The following is a 16,123-nucleotide window of genomic DNA, read 5'->3' on the forward strand; positions in this document are numbered from 1 at the left end:
CCCACAGCCTCTCGGTGATGGCCCGCGGCCACAGCAATTGCAGCACGGGCCCGCGCAAGACGGTCAGCTCCCTCAGGTACAACTCGCAGACGACGCCCCCCAGGCTCATCTCCAGCAGGGGCAGCACCGAGATGCGCAGCGGCTCCAGCGTCATTTCATAGCGCAGCGCCGGGCCGGCCGTGGCCAGGTCGTCGCGGCCGCGCAGCCAGCTCTGGCTGGAGCGGGAGTCATAGGCGCGCCAGGTCTTGCCGTCGAAGCGGGTCAGCACCGGGCCGCGGAAATAGCGCTGGTCGGGCGGCGGCAAGGCCCCCTCGAACTTCAGCCGCATCGCGATGCTCTCGTCGTTGGCGATCTCGTTCATCGCGCCGAACTCGAGCTGGTTGGACAGGCCCGTGCGGCCGATGGCCTCGGTCGGCACGCCCCACAGCGGCGCGATGCGCGGGAACAGCACGAAGAGCAGCACCATGACGGGCAGGCCCAGCGCCGTGGTGCCGGCAGCGTGCCTTGCCGCGATGCCGATGCTGGGGATGCCCGTGGGCATCTGCGCCAGCACGACGGCGGCCAGCAGCCCCCACAGCGACGCCAGTGACCAGACCGCCATCAGCAGCGACTGCGAGTACAGGAACTGCGTCAGCACCAGGAAGAAGCCGAGGAAGAAGACGACGAAGGCATCGCGGCGCGCGCGCAGCTCCATGGTCTTGAGCGCCATCAGCATGACCAGCAGCGTGATGCCGGCCTCGCGGCCGATCAGCGTGCGAAAGGTCAGCCAGGTCAGGCCCGTGTAGACCGCGATGACGGCGGCCAGCCACCAGCGCCCAGGCAGCGGCCGCTGGCGCCAGGCCAGCGAGGCGCGCCAGGCCAGCACGACGGTGGTCAATGCGCTGCTCCACCAGGGCAGGTGGTCGGCATGCGGCGCGATGACGGCCGTGATGACGCCGAGCAGGAAGAAGCTGTCGCGCGCATCACGCGGCAGGCGGGCCCACCAGGCAGCTAAACCATTCATGCGTCAAACCCCGCGAGGGCTTCGAGGCAAGCTTGGCGGTGGGCCGCCCCGAGGGAAGGCGTGAGGTCACGCCCCGCCATGCGCAAGCCATAGGGCTGGCCCAGGCGTTCAGCCGCCAGAACCCAAGCGGCCAGGCGCGACAGGCGTGCCTCGACATCGCGACCCTGGGTGTCGCGCCAGTCCAGCCACAGGTCCTGGGCCAGCGGCGCCTCGGTCTCGCGCACCCACAGCGGCAGGCCCTGGTCCAGCGCCAGCGCGGACTTGCGCCACAGGATCTGCTTCATCGAGTCGCCGCGGCGGTAGCTGCGCACGCCGGAGAAATCGGTGCCGCTGGAGGACTGGCGTGTCGACGCGGCTTCGCCAGCGCCTGCCTCGGCCTGGGTGGGGAAGGGCGCCAGCACCTCCTCGGCCCGCGGGTAGACCCAGACCTTGGCTGCAGGCCGCCAATAGCTCCAGGCGCGGAAGAAGCCGAGCGGAAAGCGTGTCGTGACGATGAGGCGGGGCAGCTCGCGCAGGCCACGCTTGTCAGCCGGCAGGCGCAGTTTCAGCACTGCATGGCCCAGGGCCGGCACGTCGATCCAGGCCGGCTCGGTGGCGCCGCTGTCGAGCTGCGCGCTGACGGCGATGCCGAAGCGCGCGCTGCCCGGGTTGTGCAGGCGCAGCTCCAGCGCGTACTCGTCACCGGCGTGCACGCCCTCAGGCGCCTTCAGATCCATCTGCAGGCCGCGCAGGTTGGCGTGGGTGGTGTGCATGGACGCCAGGCCCGCGCCGGTCAGCGCAAAGGTCAGCGCGTAACCCAGACTCAGCTGCTCGTTGATGCTGGCCAGCAGCAGCACGCCCAGCGTGCCGCAGAAGGCCACGCCGGCCCAGGTCGGCACGATGTAGACATTGCGCTGCGTCGTCTGGTGGGTGTCGGCGGGCGACTGGCGGGCCTGCCACCAGGCTTGCCAGCGTTGGCGCAGGGCTTGGACGGGAGCCATGGGTCAGAGGATACGTGGGGTTCGCAAGCCTCAGCGTGACCTGGGGGTGTTCAGAAGGGTGCTTGCGCTTCCTCGACAGGGTGGGGCGAGGACGGCTGTGGGCGAAGCGCTGCCAGTTCCTGCCGCAACGCCGCGTTCTCGGCTTCAAGCGCCGAGACCCGCTGGCGCAGCGCTTCCATCGTGGGTTCCGGCGCGGAGGCTTCTGCCGTATCCAGCATCGGGTCGGCCGCGGGCGGCTTGCGCTTGGTCTCGCGCACGCGCTTGGCTGCCTGCTTGAGCTCTTGCGCACCGGCCGCCGCAGCGGCTGCCTGCTCCTCGGCCGGCAAGGTGGCGACGGCCGCGGCCGCGTTGATCGAGATCGCGCCGGCCTTCACCGCGGCAACCACCTCGGGCGTGGCCTGCTTCTGGATCTTCTCGATCATCACCACCTGGTTGCTGCTCAGGCGCGCGGCCTTGGCCAGGGCTTCGCGCGTTTGCAGGGCGTCCTGGGCGGGTGCCGGTGCCGCTGCCTGGGCGACAGGCTCAGCCGCTTCCACAGCGGCGCTGCGCGCACGCCGCTCGGCCASGATSTCGCGCTTGCGCAGCGCCAGCACGCCGCGCTGGAAGTCSGASAYGCTGCGCCGRCCCAGGTGCTGSTCGATCATCCACAGRTGCACRTCMTCCATSGACTKGAAGCGRGKGTTCTGCACSGTCTGGAAGGGCARCCCGTGCTTGCTGCAGATGCCGTAGCGGTTGTGCCCGTCCACCAGCACGTCGCCCCACAGCACCAGCGCATCGCGGCAGCCCTCGGCCAGGATGCTGCGCTCCAGGGCCTCGTGTTCCTCCGCCGTCAATGGGTCGATGTAAGCCTTGAGTTCTTCGTTGACGACGATGTCCATGGAGCCGGGTGCAGGGAGCTGGCAAAAGGGTGCGGATTCTAGAGAGCCTCAGCATGGGCCTGGGCGGCGAGCCAGAATCCAGTCTCACACGGAGTACCGATGGACAGCGACCTTCCCCATTTCCGCTACCACCCCGACCCGATGGCTACCGGGGCCATCGAGCCGCGACGGGTCCAGTGCGCCTGCTGCGGCCAGGCGCGCGGCTTCGTCTACGTGCAGCCGGTCTATGCGACCAGCGAGCTGGACGAGAAGCTGTGCCCCTGGTGCATTGCGGATGGCTCGGCGGCGAGCAAGCTGGGCGCGAGCTTTTCGGACGCGCATCCGCTCCAGCAGGCGGGGCTGGCGCAGGAGATCGTCGACGAGGTGAGCCTGAGGACACCGGGCTTCTCGTCCTGGCAGCAGGAAGAGTGGCTGGCTCATTGCAACGACGCCTGCGAGTTCCGCGGTGATGCGTCGGTGCAGGACGTGGAGCGTGCGAGCGAGGCCACCAAGGCGGACTGGCGGCAGCACTACGGGCTGACCGAAAAGGACTGGGCCCGCGCGACCGAGGACTACGAGCCCGCGGGCGACAACGCGTTCTACAAGTTCATGTGCCGGCACTGCGGCGTGGTGCGGCTGGGGTGGGATTGCTCGTGAGCGAACGCTTGGCTGCACCCAGCCTTCGCATGCGGATCGTCGTCGTCGATCCGCCGCCTGGCGTCAGCTTCGCCGTGCAGCGCGGCAAGTCCGAACTGCTGGCGCCGTTGGCTGAGCGGGGCGAGACGATCCAGTTCGAGTTGTCGCTTCGCCTGGGGTTGCCCTTGCCGGATGGGTCAGTCAACTTCCTGGGCGAGTTCGCTCAGGGCACGCCCGCGGATCGTTTCGTCTACCTCAACTCGGGCGCTCTCGCGGGACAGCCGGGCTCCAACTGGACGCGCCGCGCCAAGTTGAAGCTGGCTTCCATTCCCCGCGAGGTCGTGGAGGCCGTGTTGGCTTCCAGTGCGGGCGCCATCGAGGCCCGTGTCCTTGGCACCATGGCCGATGGCGGCCCCATCTGCGCTTCGGTGAAGCCGCACGCGGTGGTGTGGAGCCAGGTGGCCTGACCTGGCGCCAGAGAGGTCGGCTGGCAAGCGGTTACCGGATAGCCAACCAGCGCGCGGGCCTCGGGCAAACAACTTGGTATGGCCGTCATGCAATGTGAAGCAGTCACGCGCACTTCGGTCGCATGGGCATGCGCAGGCCGGATTCGGGTGCGGCAAGTGGTTGGGCAGCGCGGTAGCTGTCATCCGGGAATGCCGGGTCGGTGACCCGCTCCCGGCCATGAGCAGTCAGTTGCGAACGACGGCTTTCAGGTAGGCTCTCCACGCAACTTCGATGTCGGCACCACGTGAACATGCTCAAGCTGAAACTGCTTCAGTCGCTTGTCTCTATCGAAGGACTAGCTGCCGAACCGTCTCCTGTCTCGGGTGGTACAGCTCTATTCTTTAGGGGAAGGGAGTTTGTGCACTTCCACGACGACCATGAACTCGACCTGAGACTCACAAAGAAGGTCATCCGCGCGTTGGGTCTCTCCCATCCAGCCGGCTCCGTTCACCATCCGACCCGTTCTTCGTCCTCGCCTTGGATCGAGGTGCGCTTCCATACCGATGCTGAGGCAGAGCGTGTCGCCGAACTGGTCAAGGTCGCCATCGAGCAGCTATGAGCAGTCCAACGGCGGTTTCAGCTTGCAGGGATCTGAGCGGATGCTCGGCATCGGCCAGGAGACGCCGCTGACGATCGGCAGCTTTCGGGTAGGCTGAAGTGCATGCTTGGCGATGCTCTTGTCGTCGAGGCCGTGCGATAACCAAGGAAATTTCTATGAATCTCCATCTCGGCCTTGCCCCGATCATCTCCCTGCTCGCCGGCATCCTGATCCTCGTGGTTCCCAGGTTGCTCAACTACATCGTCGCAATCTACTTGATCGCGATCGGGCTGATCGGCTTAGTGGGCGCCGGTCAGATGCACCTGGGTTAGGCGGGGTTCACTGCCAATTTCGCGGATCGGCCAGGAGCCGACGGTTGAAGTGGTCTGCTTTCGGGGTGTCTAGCCGCGTCGAAGTGCGCATTGCCGAGGAATACACGCGGCCTATCAACACCCACGAAATGCCCGAATGCCGTATATGCGACGTCTGGAGATGGTTATCCGCCCCACCGGAGAAGTTTGATGAAGCACAAGCTGGTGAGCTGGGGGCCCTTTGCGGCTGTTGCGGCGATCTTCTCGTCGGTCGCCAACGCAGCGCCGCCGTCGGTGGAAATGACCTGGATGTCGATCGCCAATTGGTATTTCAAGGTCGGCGACAAGCGCATCGTCATGGACGGCTACATCTCCCGTCTGCCCGAAAACTTGTTCACGGCGTCTCCGGTCTACGCAAATGACGTGTATGCCTACACGAAGGAGCCGGCAGGCGTCGACGTCGCCTCCATCACCAAGGTGCGCGATGCAATGCTGGGGACTGACAAGCTCGATCTGCTTGTTGTCGGCCACAGTCATTGGGACCACAGTTGGGACACCCCCACGTGGGCGAAACTGACCGGCGCCCCGATGATTGGCGGCTCATCCACTTGCATGCAAGCCGCAGCACAAGGCGTAGCCGGGTCCCAATGCCGCAGCGTCAGCGGCGGCGAAAAGATCTCACTGGGCGACGGCATCACCATGCGTGTCGTTCGCTGGAACCACAGCGGCGACTCAAGCAATCCGATACAGCACTTTGCGCGAGAGCTGTATCGACCGCCGATTCCCGACCCGAAGTCCGGAGGCCTTCGCGCCGGCGTTGGAGAGGACTATCCCAACGGTGGCGGTAACAGGGCCTACCTGTTCACGGTGGACAGTCCCGAGGGCCAGCTCTCATTCTTCGTCAGCAATTCGGCAAGCGCGTTCGATCTGGACAAGGACATCGTGGTCGACGGTGTGAACTTCGGGCCACCTCTTGGCAACTTGGCCGCTGCAATGACGGATGCCGGACTCACTAAGGTCGACGCATGGATCGGCACAGGCGGAAAGCCGGTGGCGGAAATGGTTGTCCCGGTCATTCATCCGAAGACTTACCTGCCGAGCCACTGGGATGGACTGTTCAACGCTTTTTGGCCGGGCATGCCGTATCCATTCAAGGATGACGCACTCAAAGGGTATCTGGATGGCCAGAAGGTTTCGCTCGTAGCGCAAACGCAGTATTTCGACAAGTACATCCTGTCGTCGAACGGCGTCGTCACGGCTGCAAATCACGACGTCAAGAACAAACTGGGATTTGCGGATACAAAGCGATTTAGTCAGTCACTGCTGGATGCCGTCACGCACGTTTCCTCCACCAGCGTCGGTGACGATTGTGGTGAAGGATTTCAGCCACCGAGCGACTGGGCGAAGACCTTTGCCGAATTGCGCCAGTTCGGACCGGGCCAGCACGCTGACGCCGTTGGCCTCACGCGAGGTGCCAGGCGAGACCATCCCTTCGATCCGACACGGCGCATGACTCGCGATTCGACGGCTATGTCCCACTAGCACGCGTGCCACCGTCGATGCAGACCAGAGCAGTCTGCGCAAATGATTGCGTTCTTCTCGGGTCGGAACGCCTTCTAGCGATCGGAGGTCGTCATCTGCATGAGATGCTGGCATTGCCAAGCCGCTGTCTTGCTCGAGCCCCCTCAAGCCCTCTTCTCCCGCGCACGCTGGCTGCCCGCCTTGCCGATCTTCTTCCACTTGCTGCGCTGCGCTATGCGCTCCAGCGCCGTCTGCTCGCCGCGCTGGGCGTCGCGCATCAGCTTCTTGTAGTTGTCGAGCCGGTCCGCGTCGACGCGGGCGCGCACCGCGCAACCAGGTTCGTTCTCGTGGCAGCAATCGCGAAACCGGCATTGCTGCGCGAGCGCCTGCACGTCCTCGAAGGTGGCGGCGAGCGTGCTGGCGTCAGCATCGGGCCGGAAGGTGCGCAGGCCCGGCGTGTCGATGATGCAGCCGCCTTGCACGCAGCGGTGCAGCGAGCGCGCCGTCGTCGTGTGGCGGCCGCGGCCGTCGCCCTGGCGCACGCCGCCCGTGGCCTGGCCGGCGTTGGCAAGCGTGTTGATGAGCGTGGACTTGCCGGCCCCCGAGGAGCCGAGCAGCACCAGCGTCTGGCCTGCATGCAGCCAAGGGCCGATCTCGGTGCTGGCCTGGCGCGTCAGCGCGTTGACCGGTAGCACCGGCACGGTCGCGGGCAGGCGGGCATACATCTCGGCGATGCGTGCCTGCGCTTGCGGCGCGATATCGAGCTTGGTGAGCACGACGACCGGCACCACGCCGCAGGCGCGCACCATCGCAATGTAGCGCTCCATGCGGCGCGCGTTGAAGTCGGCGTCCAGCCCCATCACGAGCAGCGCCGCGTCGACGTTGCTCGCGAGCGGCTGGCGGCGCCCGTCGTTGGCGCGGCGTGCGATCTGCGTGACGGGCTCGACCCGGTCGGCGATCCAGGCCTGGCCGTGCGCGTCGATGTGAACGCCGACCCAGTCGCCGATGGTCAGCTGTTGAACCTGGGYCTGCAGCTGCTGCACCAGCCGGGGCAGCGCGCGAGCAAACAGCTCGGTGTAGCCGTCATGCAGCGTGAAGCAGTCGCGCTGCGCCTCGATCACACGCGTCAGGCGCAGTGCGGTTTCGGCATGGGGTTGAGGAAGTTGTACCGCACGGCTCGCGATGGCGGGGGTGAGCCCGAGGGCGTGCAGCGTCTCGAAATCGAATTCGATCATGGGAGTCCATTGAAAGTGGGCTTCGTCCGCGCACGGTGGCGCGGAGCAACAGGTGGGAAGCCGGCCGCGCTGTTGCGGCGATCAATGGACCCGCGGTGGACGCGAGGTCAGTCCGAACGCGAGTTCGAACTCAGTGGTGCTGGGCGCTCAGGCAGCCGGCAGGAGGAGGGCGACACGATCTGCTTGTTCCATGGTCTTCTCCTTTGCGGGCTGATTGATGAAGGCCGCCAGTCTGCCTGTGGCGTGCGGTACGCGTCAATGGCGATGCATGGTGCTGCAGGCATGCTGTTGCTTTGCCAGCGACGTGGCGGCCTCGGTGCCCCTACACCGGTTGTCGGTAGCGGTGGCCCCTGAACCTGAACACCAGCTCGCGCGGGCGGATCAGCTCCAGCACGTGGTCGGGGCCCAGTTGGGCGCCTTCGCGCAGCACCTCGCCATTGATCATCGCGAAGCGGCCGCGCGGGTCGTCGGAGTAGACGGAGCCGCTGACGACGATGCGGGGCACGTCGCGGCGGATGGCTTCGGGCAGCTCGGCCAGGCGGGGGATGGGAGCTTCGGCGGCTGGGGTGGGAGCTGGGGCGGGCGGTGCAGCAGGGACGGGGGCAGGCACGGCGACAGCCACGGGTGCGGGCGTGGCCTCGCTGACGGGACGGGGCGCCGGTGCTGTGGTCACCGCGACCGGCGGTGGCACGAGTGGCAGGTAGGGCGAGGCGGACGCGGTGGGCTGTGGCGTTGGCGCGGCGGGTGGCGCGGGCACAGCCACTGGCGCCGCGGTGGCCACCGGGGTGGGCGTTGGCGGCGAAACCGGCGGGGTCGCGTCCTGCGGGCCGCTTGCCCACCAACTGCCGGCGCCGATGCCAGCCAGCAGCAGCAGGCCGCCGCCGGCCCAGGGCAGCCAGCGGCGTGGGCCGGCGGCGCGGGCGGCGTCGCTGGCGGATACCGCTTGGGTGTTCAGGCCCGGCACCTGGCCGCGCTCGCGTTCGCGATCGGCTTCGGCACGGCGCAGGGCGTCGAGGATGTAGGACATGGCGTTAGGTCTTGCGATTCTCGCGTTCAGCGCGCCACGTCCAGGCGCGGCTCGGCTATACCGGCAGCCCGGTTGACTTGCATCAGAGTGATGGGGCCGACGCGGCCATCGGGTTGCAAACCCTGGCTGGCCTGGAAGGCCTGCACCTGGCGGCTCAGCTCGGGCCAGCCGGGCGCGGGTGCGGAGGCCGGCGCGGACGGCGCGCTACCCGGCACGCTGGCGAGCTGTGTGGCCAGCCAGTTGCGCAGGGGAACGATGTTCTCGGCCCGCTCTGCATAGCCCGGTGGCACGCGCCAGAAGGTCGTGAACTCGCCGCGCCAGGCGCCGGCCAGCTCGGGCAGCGTGACGCGGCGGGGCGTGCCGTCCACGACCAGCGTGGCGTGCTGCGCGCCCAGCGCCACCAGCGCGGCCAGGGCCGCCGGGTGGCCGGGGCGCTGCAGGGTCAGCAGCACGGGGCGGTCGATGAGGCGGATGAGCGAGAGGCTGCCGCTGCCGCTGCGGTAGCACTGCAGGCCGCGCTGCGCGGCCACGGTGCAGGGGTCGGCCTTGTCCGGCAGCGGCAGGCCCCAGCGCTGGGCGAGGGCCGCCCAGGCGTCGGCGTCCTGCGGCTTCCAGTCGGCGAGCGTCAGCAGTTCGGGGGCTGGCTCGGCGCGGCTGGCCGCGGAGGCGGGTTGCGAAGCCGCACTCGCAGCCGCTGCCGCAGCAGATGCCGCGCTGGCAGCCGCAGCCATGCCCTCCGCTCTGGCCTTCTGCAGGCGCCCGTCCATGGTGGCCTGCTGCGCCCGCCAGGCCAGCCAGCCGCCCACGATGGCCGCGGCCAGCAGGGCCACGCCAATGCCCGCCGCGACGGGCCTGCGCCCGGGCACGGGCGGCGCGGCCTGCTCGTCGAACATCTCGCGCGCAGCCTGGCGCACTATTGTTCGCGTGACCTGCGCCTGGCCGCTGGCATAGCCACCCAGCAGCGCGCGGTCGCAGAGCAGGTTGATGCGGCGCGGCACGCCGCGGGTGAGCTGGTGGATGAGGCGCAGCCCCTTGCGATCGAAGGGCAGCGCGCCGGTGAGGCCGGCCACGTTCAGGCGGTGGCGGATGTACTGCGCCGTCTCGGCCTCGGACAGCGCGCCCAGGTGAAAGCGCGCGATCACGCGCTGCGCCAGCTGCTCCAGCTCCGGCCGGGCCAGCATGCCGCGGAGCTCGGGTTGGCCGATCAGCACCACCTGGAGCAGCTTGCGCTCACTGGTTTCCAGATTGGTCAGCAGGCGCAATTGCTCCAGCACGTCGGCCGAGAGGTTCTGCGCCTCATCGATGATCAGCACGTTGTTGCGCCCGGCCGCGTGCTGCGCCAGCAGGAAGGCGTTCAGCGGGTCGACGTAGTCCTTCACCGTCCGCGCGCCCGCCGGCACCACGACATGGAATTCGTCGCAGATCGCCTGCAGCAGCTCTGTGACGGTGAGCTTGGGATTGAAGATGTAGGCGACGTTGCAGTTCGCCGGGATCTGCTCCAGGAAACAGCGGCAAACGGTGGTCTTGCCGGCGCCGATCTCGCCGGTGAGCAGCACGAAGCCGCCGCCCCCGTCCAGCCCGTACAGCAGGTGGGCCAGCGCCTCGCGGTGGCGCTCGCTCATGAACAGGTAATGCGGGTCCGGCGCGATCGAGAACGGCGCTTGTTTCAAGCCGAAGAAGGGCACGTACATGGGGCGGCAGGATAACCATCCCGCCGATCTGCCCGGCCCGAACCCGTCCGGCCAACCGCGACGTGCCGGCTGCGCAGGAGCGCCAGGCCGGCAATCAGCGCCAAGCTAGGGGAGGGCGATGGCTTCGATCATCGCCCGCACCTGCTCGCGAGCGCCGCGGCCCGCGCCGGCGCGAGGCTGCAGGCGGTGGGCGATGGTTTGCGGCAGGATGGCCTGCACGTCGTCGGGCGACACATAGTCGCGCCCCTGCAGCAGGGCCCGGGCGCGGGAGGCTCGCAGCACGGCAAGGCCGGCGCGCGGCGACAGGCCTTCCACGAACCATTGGCCCGAGCGTGTGGCCGCAATCAGTGCCTGCAGGTAGTCCAGCAGCGGCGGCGCGGCGTGGATAGCCTTGACGGCGGCTTGCGCCTGCATCAGCTCCGCCGGCGTCATGAGGGCGCCCAGCGACCGCAGTTGCTCGCGGCTGTCCTTCCCGGTCAGCAGCTCGCGCTCGGCGGCGGCGTCGGGGTAGCCAAGGGAAATACACATCAGGAAGCGGTCCAGCTGCGACTCTGGCAGCGGGAAAGTGCCGAGCTGCTCGCTGGGGTTCTGCGTGGCGATGACGAAGAAGGGCTCGGGCAGCGGGTGGCTGATGCCCTCGATGCTGACCTGGTGCTCTTCCATGGCCTCCAGCAGCGCGCTCTGCGTCTTGGGGCCGGCGCGGTTGATCTCGTCGGCCAGCAGCACCTGGGCGAACACCGGGCCGGGGTGGAAGGCGAAGCCGTTCTTCTCGCGCTCGTAGACGCTGACACCCAGCAGGTCGCTGGGCAGCAGGTCGGCCGTGAACTGCAGGCGCGAGAACTTCAGCCCCAGGGAAATGGCCAGCGCATGGGCCAGCGTCGTCTTGCCGACGCCGGGAAGGTCCTCGATCAGCAGATGGCCGCCGGCGATCAGGCAGGCCAGGGAATCGGCGATCTGGGCCGGCTTGCCCTTGATGACCGTGCTAATCTGGTTTTGCAGTGCCAGCAGTTGCGCTGCCAGCGTTCGTGATGGAGCTTGCGTCATGAGGCTGGACCATAGCAAGAGACAGCCGTTCCTTCATGCCTACCGCCTATTTCAATCCGCCTGAATGCCGCCGTCACGACATGGGCGAAGGCCATCCCGAATGCCCGGAGCGGCTGGCCGCCATCGACGACTGGCTGATCGCCTCGGGCCTGGGCCAGGCGCTCGAGTACTTCGACGCCCGGCCGGTGGACCTCAAGGACGTGGAGCTGGCTCACACCCACGGCTATGTCGCCGAGATCGGCGCCCTGCTGCGGGACTGCGCCGAGACGGGCGAACGTTGCGCCGTCGACCCCGACACCTCGGCCAACGCGCATACCTGGACCGCTGCCCTGCACGCCGCGGGTGCGGCCGTGCAGGCGACCGACCTCGTCATCGATGGCCGTGCCGACAATGCTTTCTGCTCGGTGCGCCCGCCCGGCCACCATGCCACGCGCGACCAGAGCATGGGGTTTTGCTTCTTCAACAACGTTGCCATCGCCGCCCGACACGCGCTGGACCGGCGCGGCCTCAAGCGCGTGGCCATCGTCGACTTCGACGTCCACCATGGCAACGGCACCGAGGACATCATTGCCGGCGACGAGCGTGTGCTGATGGTCAGCCTGTTCCAGCATCCGCTCTACCCCTACAGCGGCGCCGTCCCCAAGGGCACCAACATGGTCAACGTGCCGCTGCCGGCCTATACGAGAGGCGGCGAGACGCGCGAGATCATCGAGGCCATGTGGCTGCCGGCCCTGGAGCGCTTCAAGCCGCAGATGATCTTCATCTCCGCCGGCTTCGACGCCCACCGCGACGACGATCTCGGCCAGTTGGGCCTCGTCGAGGCCGACTACGAATGGATCACGCAGAAGATCAAGGCCGTGGCCGACCGTCATGCGCAAGGCCGTATCGTGTCGGTCCTGGAGGGCGGCTATAACCTGCACGCCCTCGCGCGCAGCGTAGGCATCCATTTGCGCGTATTGGCTGATTTGTGAACTTTGCGGGACAGACCGCCCGAGCGAAGCGAGTAGCTCTGTCCCCAACTAAGCTGAGAATTTTGCGGGACAGACCGCCCGAGCGCAGCGAGTAGCTCTGTCCCCAACTGACTAAAACCGTATGCACCAACCTTTGAGCCTGGCCGAACTCCAGGCCTTGCTGACCCGTGTCTTCAGCGCCGACGCGCTGGCCGAATGGGGCCTGCTATTCGGCTGCCTGGCTCTGGCAGGGTTGCTGAGTTGGGCGCTGTCGCGCGCCGTCACCCGGCGCGAGAACAGCGTGCTGTTCGGCGATCGCGTCATCGACGGCACGCTTTTCCCGCTGTTCGCCCTGGCCCTGGCCTTTGGCGCGCGCCGCCTGCTGCCGCTGTACGGGCTGGCACCGGCCTTGTTCAAGCTGGCGCTGCCGGTGCTGGTGTCGCTGGCCGCCATCCGCCTCATCGCCCGCGTGCTGCGCGCCGCCTGGCCCAATTCGACCGCCTTCAAGGCCTTGGAGAAGCTGGGCTCCTGGCTGGTGTGGATCGGCGCGGTGCTGTGGATCACCGGGCTGTGGCCCGTGCTGATGGACGAGCTGGACGACATCGGCTGGAAATTCGGCACCGTCAAGCTGACGCTGCGCAATCTCATCGAGGGCGGGTTGACGGCCACGCTGGTGCTGGTCGTTGCGCTGTGGATCTCGTCGGCCATCGAGGCCCAGCTGCTGCGCCGCGAGTCACTGGACCTGTCCATGCGCAAGATCGCGTCCAACGCGATCCGCTCGCTGCTGCTCTTCATCGGCCTGCTGTTCGCGCTGTCGGCCGCGGGCATCGACCTGACGGCCCTGGGCGTGCTGGGTGGGGCGCTCGGCGTCGGCCTGGGCTTTGGCCTGCAGAAGCTGGCGGCGAATTACGTGAGCGGCTTTGTCATCCTGGCCGAGCGGAGCTTGCGCATCGGCGACATGGTCAAGGTCGACGGCTTCGAGGGCCGCGTGACCGACATCAAGACGCGTTACACGGTGATCCGGTCGCTCGGCGGCAAGGAAGCCATCGTGCCCAACGAGATCCTGATCACTCAGCGGGTCGAGAACTCCTCGCTGGCCGACCCGCGCGTGCTGCTGTCGACGGTGGTGCAGGTGGACTACGACTGCGACGTCGACAACGTCATGCAGGCCATCACCAAAGCCGTCACCGAAGTCCCGCGCGTGTTGAGCGACCCGGGGCCATCGGTGCAGCTGAGCCGCTTTGCCGACAGCGGCCTGGAGCTGAGCGTGTTCTTCTGGATCATGGACCCCGAGAACGGCAGCGGCGGCGTGCGCTCGGACGTCAACCTGGCCGTGCTGCACACGCTGCAGCGCCTGGGCGTGGACATTCCCTACCCGCAGCAGGTGCAGCGCCAGCCGAAGTCGGCGACCACGGCCACGTCGCCGGAGGCACCTGCACCGACTGGCGGCTAGAAATCGGCGTCCAACACCACGCGGTAGCGCGCCTTGCCTGAGCGCAGGTGATCCAGTGCGTCGTTGACGCGGCTCATCGGGAAACGTTCCACCTGCGGCAGGATCTGATGCCGTGCCGAGAAGTCCAGCATGGTCTTCAGGACGGAGGGCGGTGGTGTGGGTGAGGCCGACAGGCTCTTCTGCCAGCTCAGCAGGCCGCCACTCTTCAATGCCATCGCGTCGGTGACGACGCCGACCAGATGCATGCGGCCCTTGGGTGCCAGCGTGGCCAGCAGTGCGTCCCAGTTCAATGCGGCGCCCACGGTGATGAGCAGGAAGTCCAGGCTGCCGGCGGCGGCTTTCAGCTCGGCCTTGTCGACGCTGGACAGCGTCTTGTGCGCGCCCAGTGCGAGGGCTTCGTCGCGCTTGGAGGGCGACGACGTGAAGGCCGTGACCTCGCAGCCCCAGGCACGTGCGAACTTGACGGCCAGGTGACCCAGGCCGCCGATGCCGACGACGCCGACGCGGTCGGTCGGCTTGATGGCATGCAGTACAAAGGGCAGGAAGACCGTGCCACCGCCGCACATCAGTGGGCCCGCCGCGACCGGGTCCAGCGCATCGGGCAGGGGCACGGCCCAACTCCAGTGGGCGCGCAGCCGGTCGGCGAATCCGCCATGGCGGCCGATCAGCGTCGGCTGGCGCTTGCCGCACAGATGCTGCTCGCCGCCAAGGCAGAAATTGCAATGCGTGCAGCTGCTGGCATGCCAGCCCACACCGACGCGTTGGCCGATCTGCCGGCCCTTGGCATGGGCGCCCAGCGCCGTGACGCGGCCAATGACCTCGTGGCCGGGCACCACGGGGTAGGCGGCCGGGAACCACTCGCTGTCGATCATGGCCAGGTCGGAGTGGCAGATGCCACAGTGCTCGACGGTGACTTCGACGTCCTCGTCGCCCAGCGGGCCGGGGTCGTAGTCGAAGGGTTGCAGGGCGCCGCCGGGGGCGAGGGCGGCGTAGGCGCGGATGTTGGACATGCGAGTCTCCTGTTGTGTTCGACCTACTGGAGCGGGTGAGCCTTGAAGAACTGCCAGATCGTGTCGGTTGCATCGACCTCGGTATGGGGCCAGATGTGGCCCATGCCGTCGATGCGCAGCAGCCTGACCTCTGAGTTGCCCGTGCAGCCCGCGTAGCGGATGGTCTGGAGCGCTCCGGGCTGGGCGTCCTGGACGAGTTTGGGCTGGCAACGGTTGTGGGCGGCCCATCCGGCCAGGGCCTCCGGCACGCTTTCCACCCACTCGGGGCCGCGGTCGGCATGACCTTCGTAGGAGTTGGTCGAGTCCGCCAGGCCGTGCACGGTCAGCACCGGCACGGCGCGGCCCGCGCAGGGGCCGAACCAACGCAGCCCGCCGACCGGTGCGATGGCTGCGATGCGGTGGTTCAGGCGGCAGCCGAGCAGAGAGGACATGCGCCCGCCGCCTGAGAAGCCGGTCGAATAGACCCGCTTCGGGTCGATGCAGACCTGGGCGGCAATGTGGTCGATGACATCGGACACGTACTGCACATCGTCGGCGCGGGTGCTGGCCACCGGCACATTCCAGCGCGAGTCTTCCGCCTGCAGTGTGGCGACAGCGAAGCCCTCTCGCGCCGCCAGTGTCTCGAAGCCGCTTTCCCTGGCGCGCCCCGCGGTCTTGCCGCCCGTGCCGTGCAGGTCGAAGACCAGCGGGAGCTGGCTGCGGCCCGCGACGGCAGGCGGCACGAAGAGTCGATAAGTCCGCGTGCGGCCACCCGAGGTCAGCTCGCGCATCTCGCCGGCGACCGGCGTCAGGGCGCAGGTCTGTGCCCTGGCGGGCGGCGAGAGGGTGTACAGCGCCAGCAGGACGGCGGCGACGAAAAACAGGCGCACTTGAAGTCCTCCGAGGTCAGGCGACGTCTTGGGCGTAGACGATGAAGCCCATGTGATGTGCAACCTTGTCGTACAGCGCGCGGCCCGTGGCGTTGGTGGTGTGCGTCTGCCAGTAGACGCGCTTGATGCCCGCCTCGCGGGCCGCCGCATACACGGCCTCGATCAGGGCGCGGCCCACGCCGCGGCCACGCGCCTCAGGTGTCGTGAACAGGTCCTGCAGATAGCAGGTCAGCTCGACGCGCGTCGTGCTGCGGTGATAGAGGTAGTGCACGAGGCCGAGCAGCTGGCCGCTTTCATCTTCGGCGACCAGTGCATGAACCGGTTCGGTGGCGTCGAAGAAGCGCGCCCAGGTGGTCTCGGTGACTTCAGCGGGCAGCGCGGTCTCGCCGGCACGGCCGTAGAAGGCGTTGTAGCCGTCCCAGAGGGGCTGCCAGGCGGCGCGGTCGGTGGGCTGGAGGGGGCGGACTTGGGTCATATCGGGTGGTCAAGGT

The 16,123-nt window shown here is 67.9% G+C and carries 17 protein-coding genes; 7 read left to right on the forward strand and 10 right to left on the reverse strand.

Annotated elements, in window-relative coordinates:
- From ACXJKJ_RS13290 to ACXJKJ_RS13300, 3 genes are all read right to left on the reverse strand, one after another.
- Positions 1–1,003, reverse strand: a 1,003-nt coding sequence (locus tag ACXJKJ_RS13290; protein ID WP_457390435.1) for a DUF3488 domain-containing protein, incomplete at its 3' end; no start/stop codon positions are given.
- A complete protein-coding gene (locus ACXJKJ_RS13295) occupies positions 1,000–1,983 on the reverse strand; it encodes a DUF58 domain-containing protein (protein WP_056193455.1) in 984 nt (327 codons plus the stop codon). The genes ACXJKJ_RS13290 and ACXJKJ_RS13295, both read right to left, overlap by 4 nt.
- A 50-nt stretch (positions 1,984–2,033) precedes the next feature.
- On the reverse strand, positions 2,034–2,861 hold the full coding sequence (locus ACXJKJ_RS13300; protein WP_457390436.1) for a plasmid replication/partition related protein: 828 nt from the start codon (positions 2,859–2,861) through the stop codon (positions 2,034–2,036).
- A 99-nt stretch (positions 2,862–2,960) separates the two neighbouring features.
- Here ACXJKJ_RS13300 and ACXJKJ_RS13305 point away from each other — a divergent pair, with 99 nt between their 5' ends.
- The 5 genes from ACXJKJ_RS13305 to ACXJKJ_RS13325 all read left to right on the forward strand — a co-directional run bounded on the left by ACXJKJ_RS13305 (position 2,961) and on the right by ACXJKJ_RS13325 (position 6,374).
- Complete coding sequence (locus ACXJKJ_RS13305; RefSeq protein WP_056193460.1) at positions 2,961–3,497, forward strand: CbrC family protein; 537 nt, start codon at positions 2,961–2,963, stop codon at positions 3,495–3,497.
- Positions 3,494–3,943: a DUF5990 family protein gene (locus ACXJKJ_RS13310; RefSeq protein ID WP_235531855.1), complete on the forward strand. Its 450-nt coding sequence runs from the start codon at positions 3,494–3,496 to the stop codon at positions 3,941–3,943. Before ACXJKJ_RS13305 ends, ACXJKJ_RS13310 begins: the two co-directional genes overlap by 4 nt.
- 290 nt (positions 3,944–4,233) lie before the next feature.
- A complete protein-coding gene (locus tag ACXJKJ_RS13315; RefSeq protein WP_457390504.1) occupies positions 4,234–4,542 on the forward strand; it encodes a luciferase domain-containing protein in 309 nt (102 codons plus the stop codon).
- A 155-nt stretch (positions 4,543–4,697) separates the two neighbouring features.
- Positions 4,698–4,853, forward strand: a complete 156-nt coding sequence (locus ACXJKJ_RS13320; RefSeq protein ID WP_457390437.1) for a DUF3096 domain-containing protein — start codon at positions 4,698–4,700, stop codon at positions 4,851–4,853.
- Positions 4,854–5,042: 189 nt separating this feature from the next.
- Complete coding sequence (locus ACXJKJ_RS13325; RefSeq protein ID WP_457390438.1) at positions 5,043–6,374, forward strand: MBL fold metallo-hydrolase; 1,332 nt, start codon at positions 5,043–5,045, stop codon at positions 6,372–6,374.
- A 143-nt stretch (positions 6,375–6,517) separates the two neighbouring features.
- On the opposite strand, the gene rsgA is transcribed toward ACXJKJ_RS13325, so the two are convergent.
- The 4 genes from rsgA to ACXJKJ_RS13345 all read right to left on the reverse strand — a co-directional run bounded on the left by rsgA (position 6,518) and on the right by ACXJKJ_RS13345 (position 11,350).
- On the reverse strand, positions 6,518–7,588 hold the full coding sequence (gene rsgA, locus ACXJKJ_RS13330; RefSeq protein WP_457390439.1) for a ribosome small subunit-dependent GTPase A: 1,071 nt from the start codon (positions 7,586–7,588) through the stop codon (positions 6,518–6,520).
- Between the two features lie 322 nt (positions 7,589–7,910).
- Complete coding sequence (locus ACXJKJ_RS13335; protein ID WP_457390440.1) at positions 7,911–8,615, reverse strand: general secretion pathway protein GspB; 705 nt, start codon at positions 8,613–8,615, stop codon at positions 7,911–7,913.
- Positions 8,616–8,641: 26 nt separating this feature from the next.
- Positions 8,642–10,306 carry an ExeA family protein gene (locus ACXJKJ_RS13340; protein WP_457390441.1) on the reverse strand — a complete coding sequence of 555 codons (1,665 nt, stop codon included), beginning with the start codon at positions 10,304–10,306 and terminating at the stop codon, positions 8,642–8,644.
- A 105-nt stretch (positions 10,307–10,411) separates the two neighbouring features.
- Positions 10,412–11,350 carry an AAA family ATPase gene (locus tag ACXJKJ_RS13345; RefSeq protein WP_457390442.1) on the reverse strand — a complete coding sequence of 313 codons (939 nt, stop codon included), beginning with the start codon at positions 11,348–11,350 and terminating at the stop codon, positions 10,412–10,414.
- Positions 11,351–11,385: 35 nt separating this feature from the next.
- Between ACXJKJ_RS13345 and ACXJKJ_RS13350 the strand changes: the two genes are divergently transcribed.
- Positions 11,386–12,321, forward strand: a complete 936-nt coding sequence (locus ACXJKJ_RS13350; RefSeq protein ID WP_457390443.1) for a histone deacetylase family protein — start codon at positions 11,386–11,388, stop codon at positions 12,319–12,321.
- 121 nt (positions 12,322–12,442) lie between these two features.
- Entirely contained in the window at positions 12,443–13,753 is a 1,311-nt protein-coding gene (locus ACXJKJ_RS13355; protein WP_457390444.1) for a mechanosensitive ion channel family protein, read from the forward strand.
- Here ACXJKJ_RS13355 and ahr read toward each other — a convergent pair.
- From ahr to ACXJKJ_RS13370, 3 genes are read right to left on the reverse strand one after another with little or no spacing between them, the layout of a single operon-like run.
- Positions 13,750–14,763, reverse strand: a complete 1,014-nt coding sequence (gene ahr / locus ACXJKJ_RS13360) for an NADPH-dependent aldehyde reductase Ahr (protein WP_457390445.1) — start codon at positions 14,761–14,763, stop codon at positions 13,750–13,752. The genes ACXJKJ_RS13355 and ahr overlap by 4 nt on opposite strands.
- A gap of 23 nt (positions 14,764–14,786) precedes the next feature.
- The gene (locus tag ACXJKJ_RS13365) at positions 14,787–15,632 is read right to left on the reverse strand and encodes an alpha/beta hydrolase family esterase (RefSeq protein WP_056201393.1); all 846 of its coding nucleotides are present in this window, start codon (positions 15,630–15,632) and stop codon (positions 14,787–14,789) included.
- A gap of 16 nt (positions 15,633–15,648) precedes the next feature.
- Positions 15,649–16,107 carry an N-acetyltransferase family protein gene (locus ACXJKJ_RS13370; RefSeq protein WP_457325365.1) on the reverse strand — a complete coding sequence of 153 codons (459 nt, stop codon included), beginning with the start codon at positions 16,105–16,107 and terminating at the stop codon, positions 15,649–15,651.
- Positions 16,108–16,123 lie beyond the last annotated feature (16 nt).

It is taken from the genome of Roseateles sp. P5_E1 (assembly GCF_054049335.1).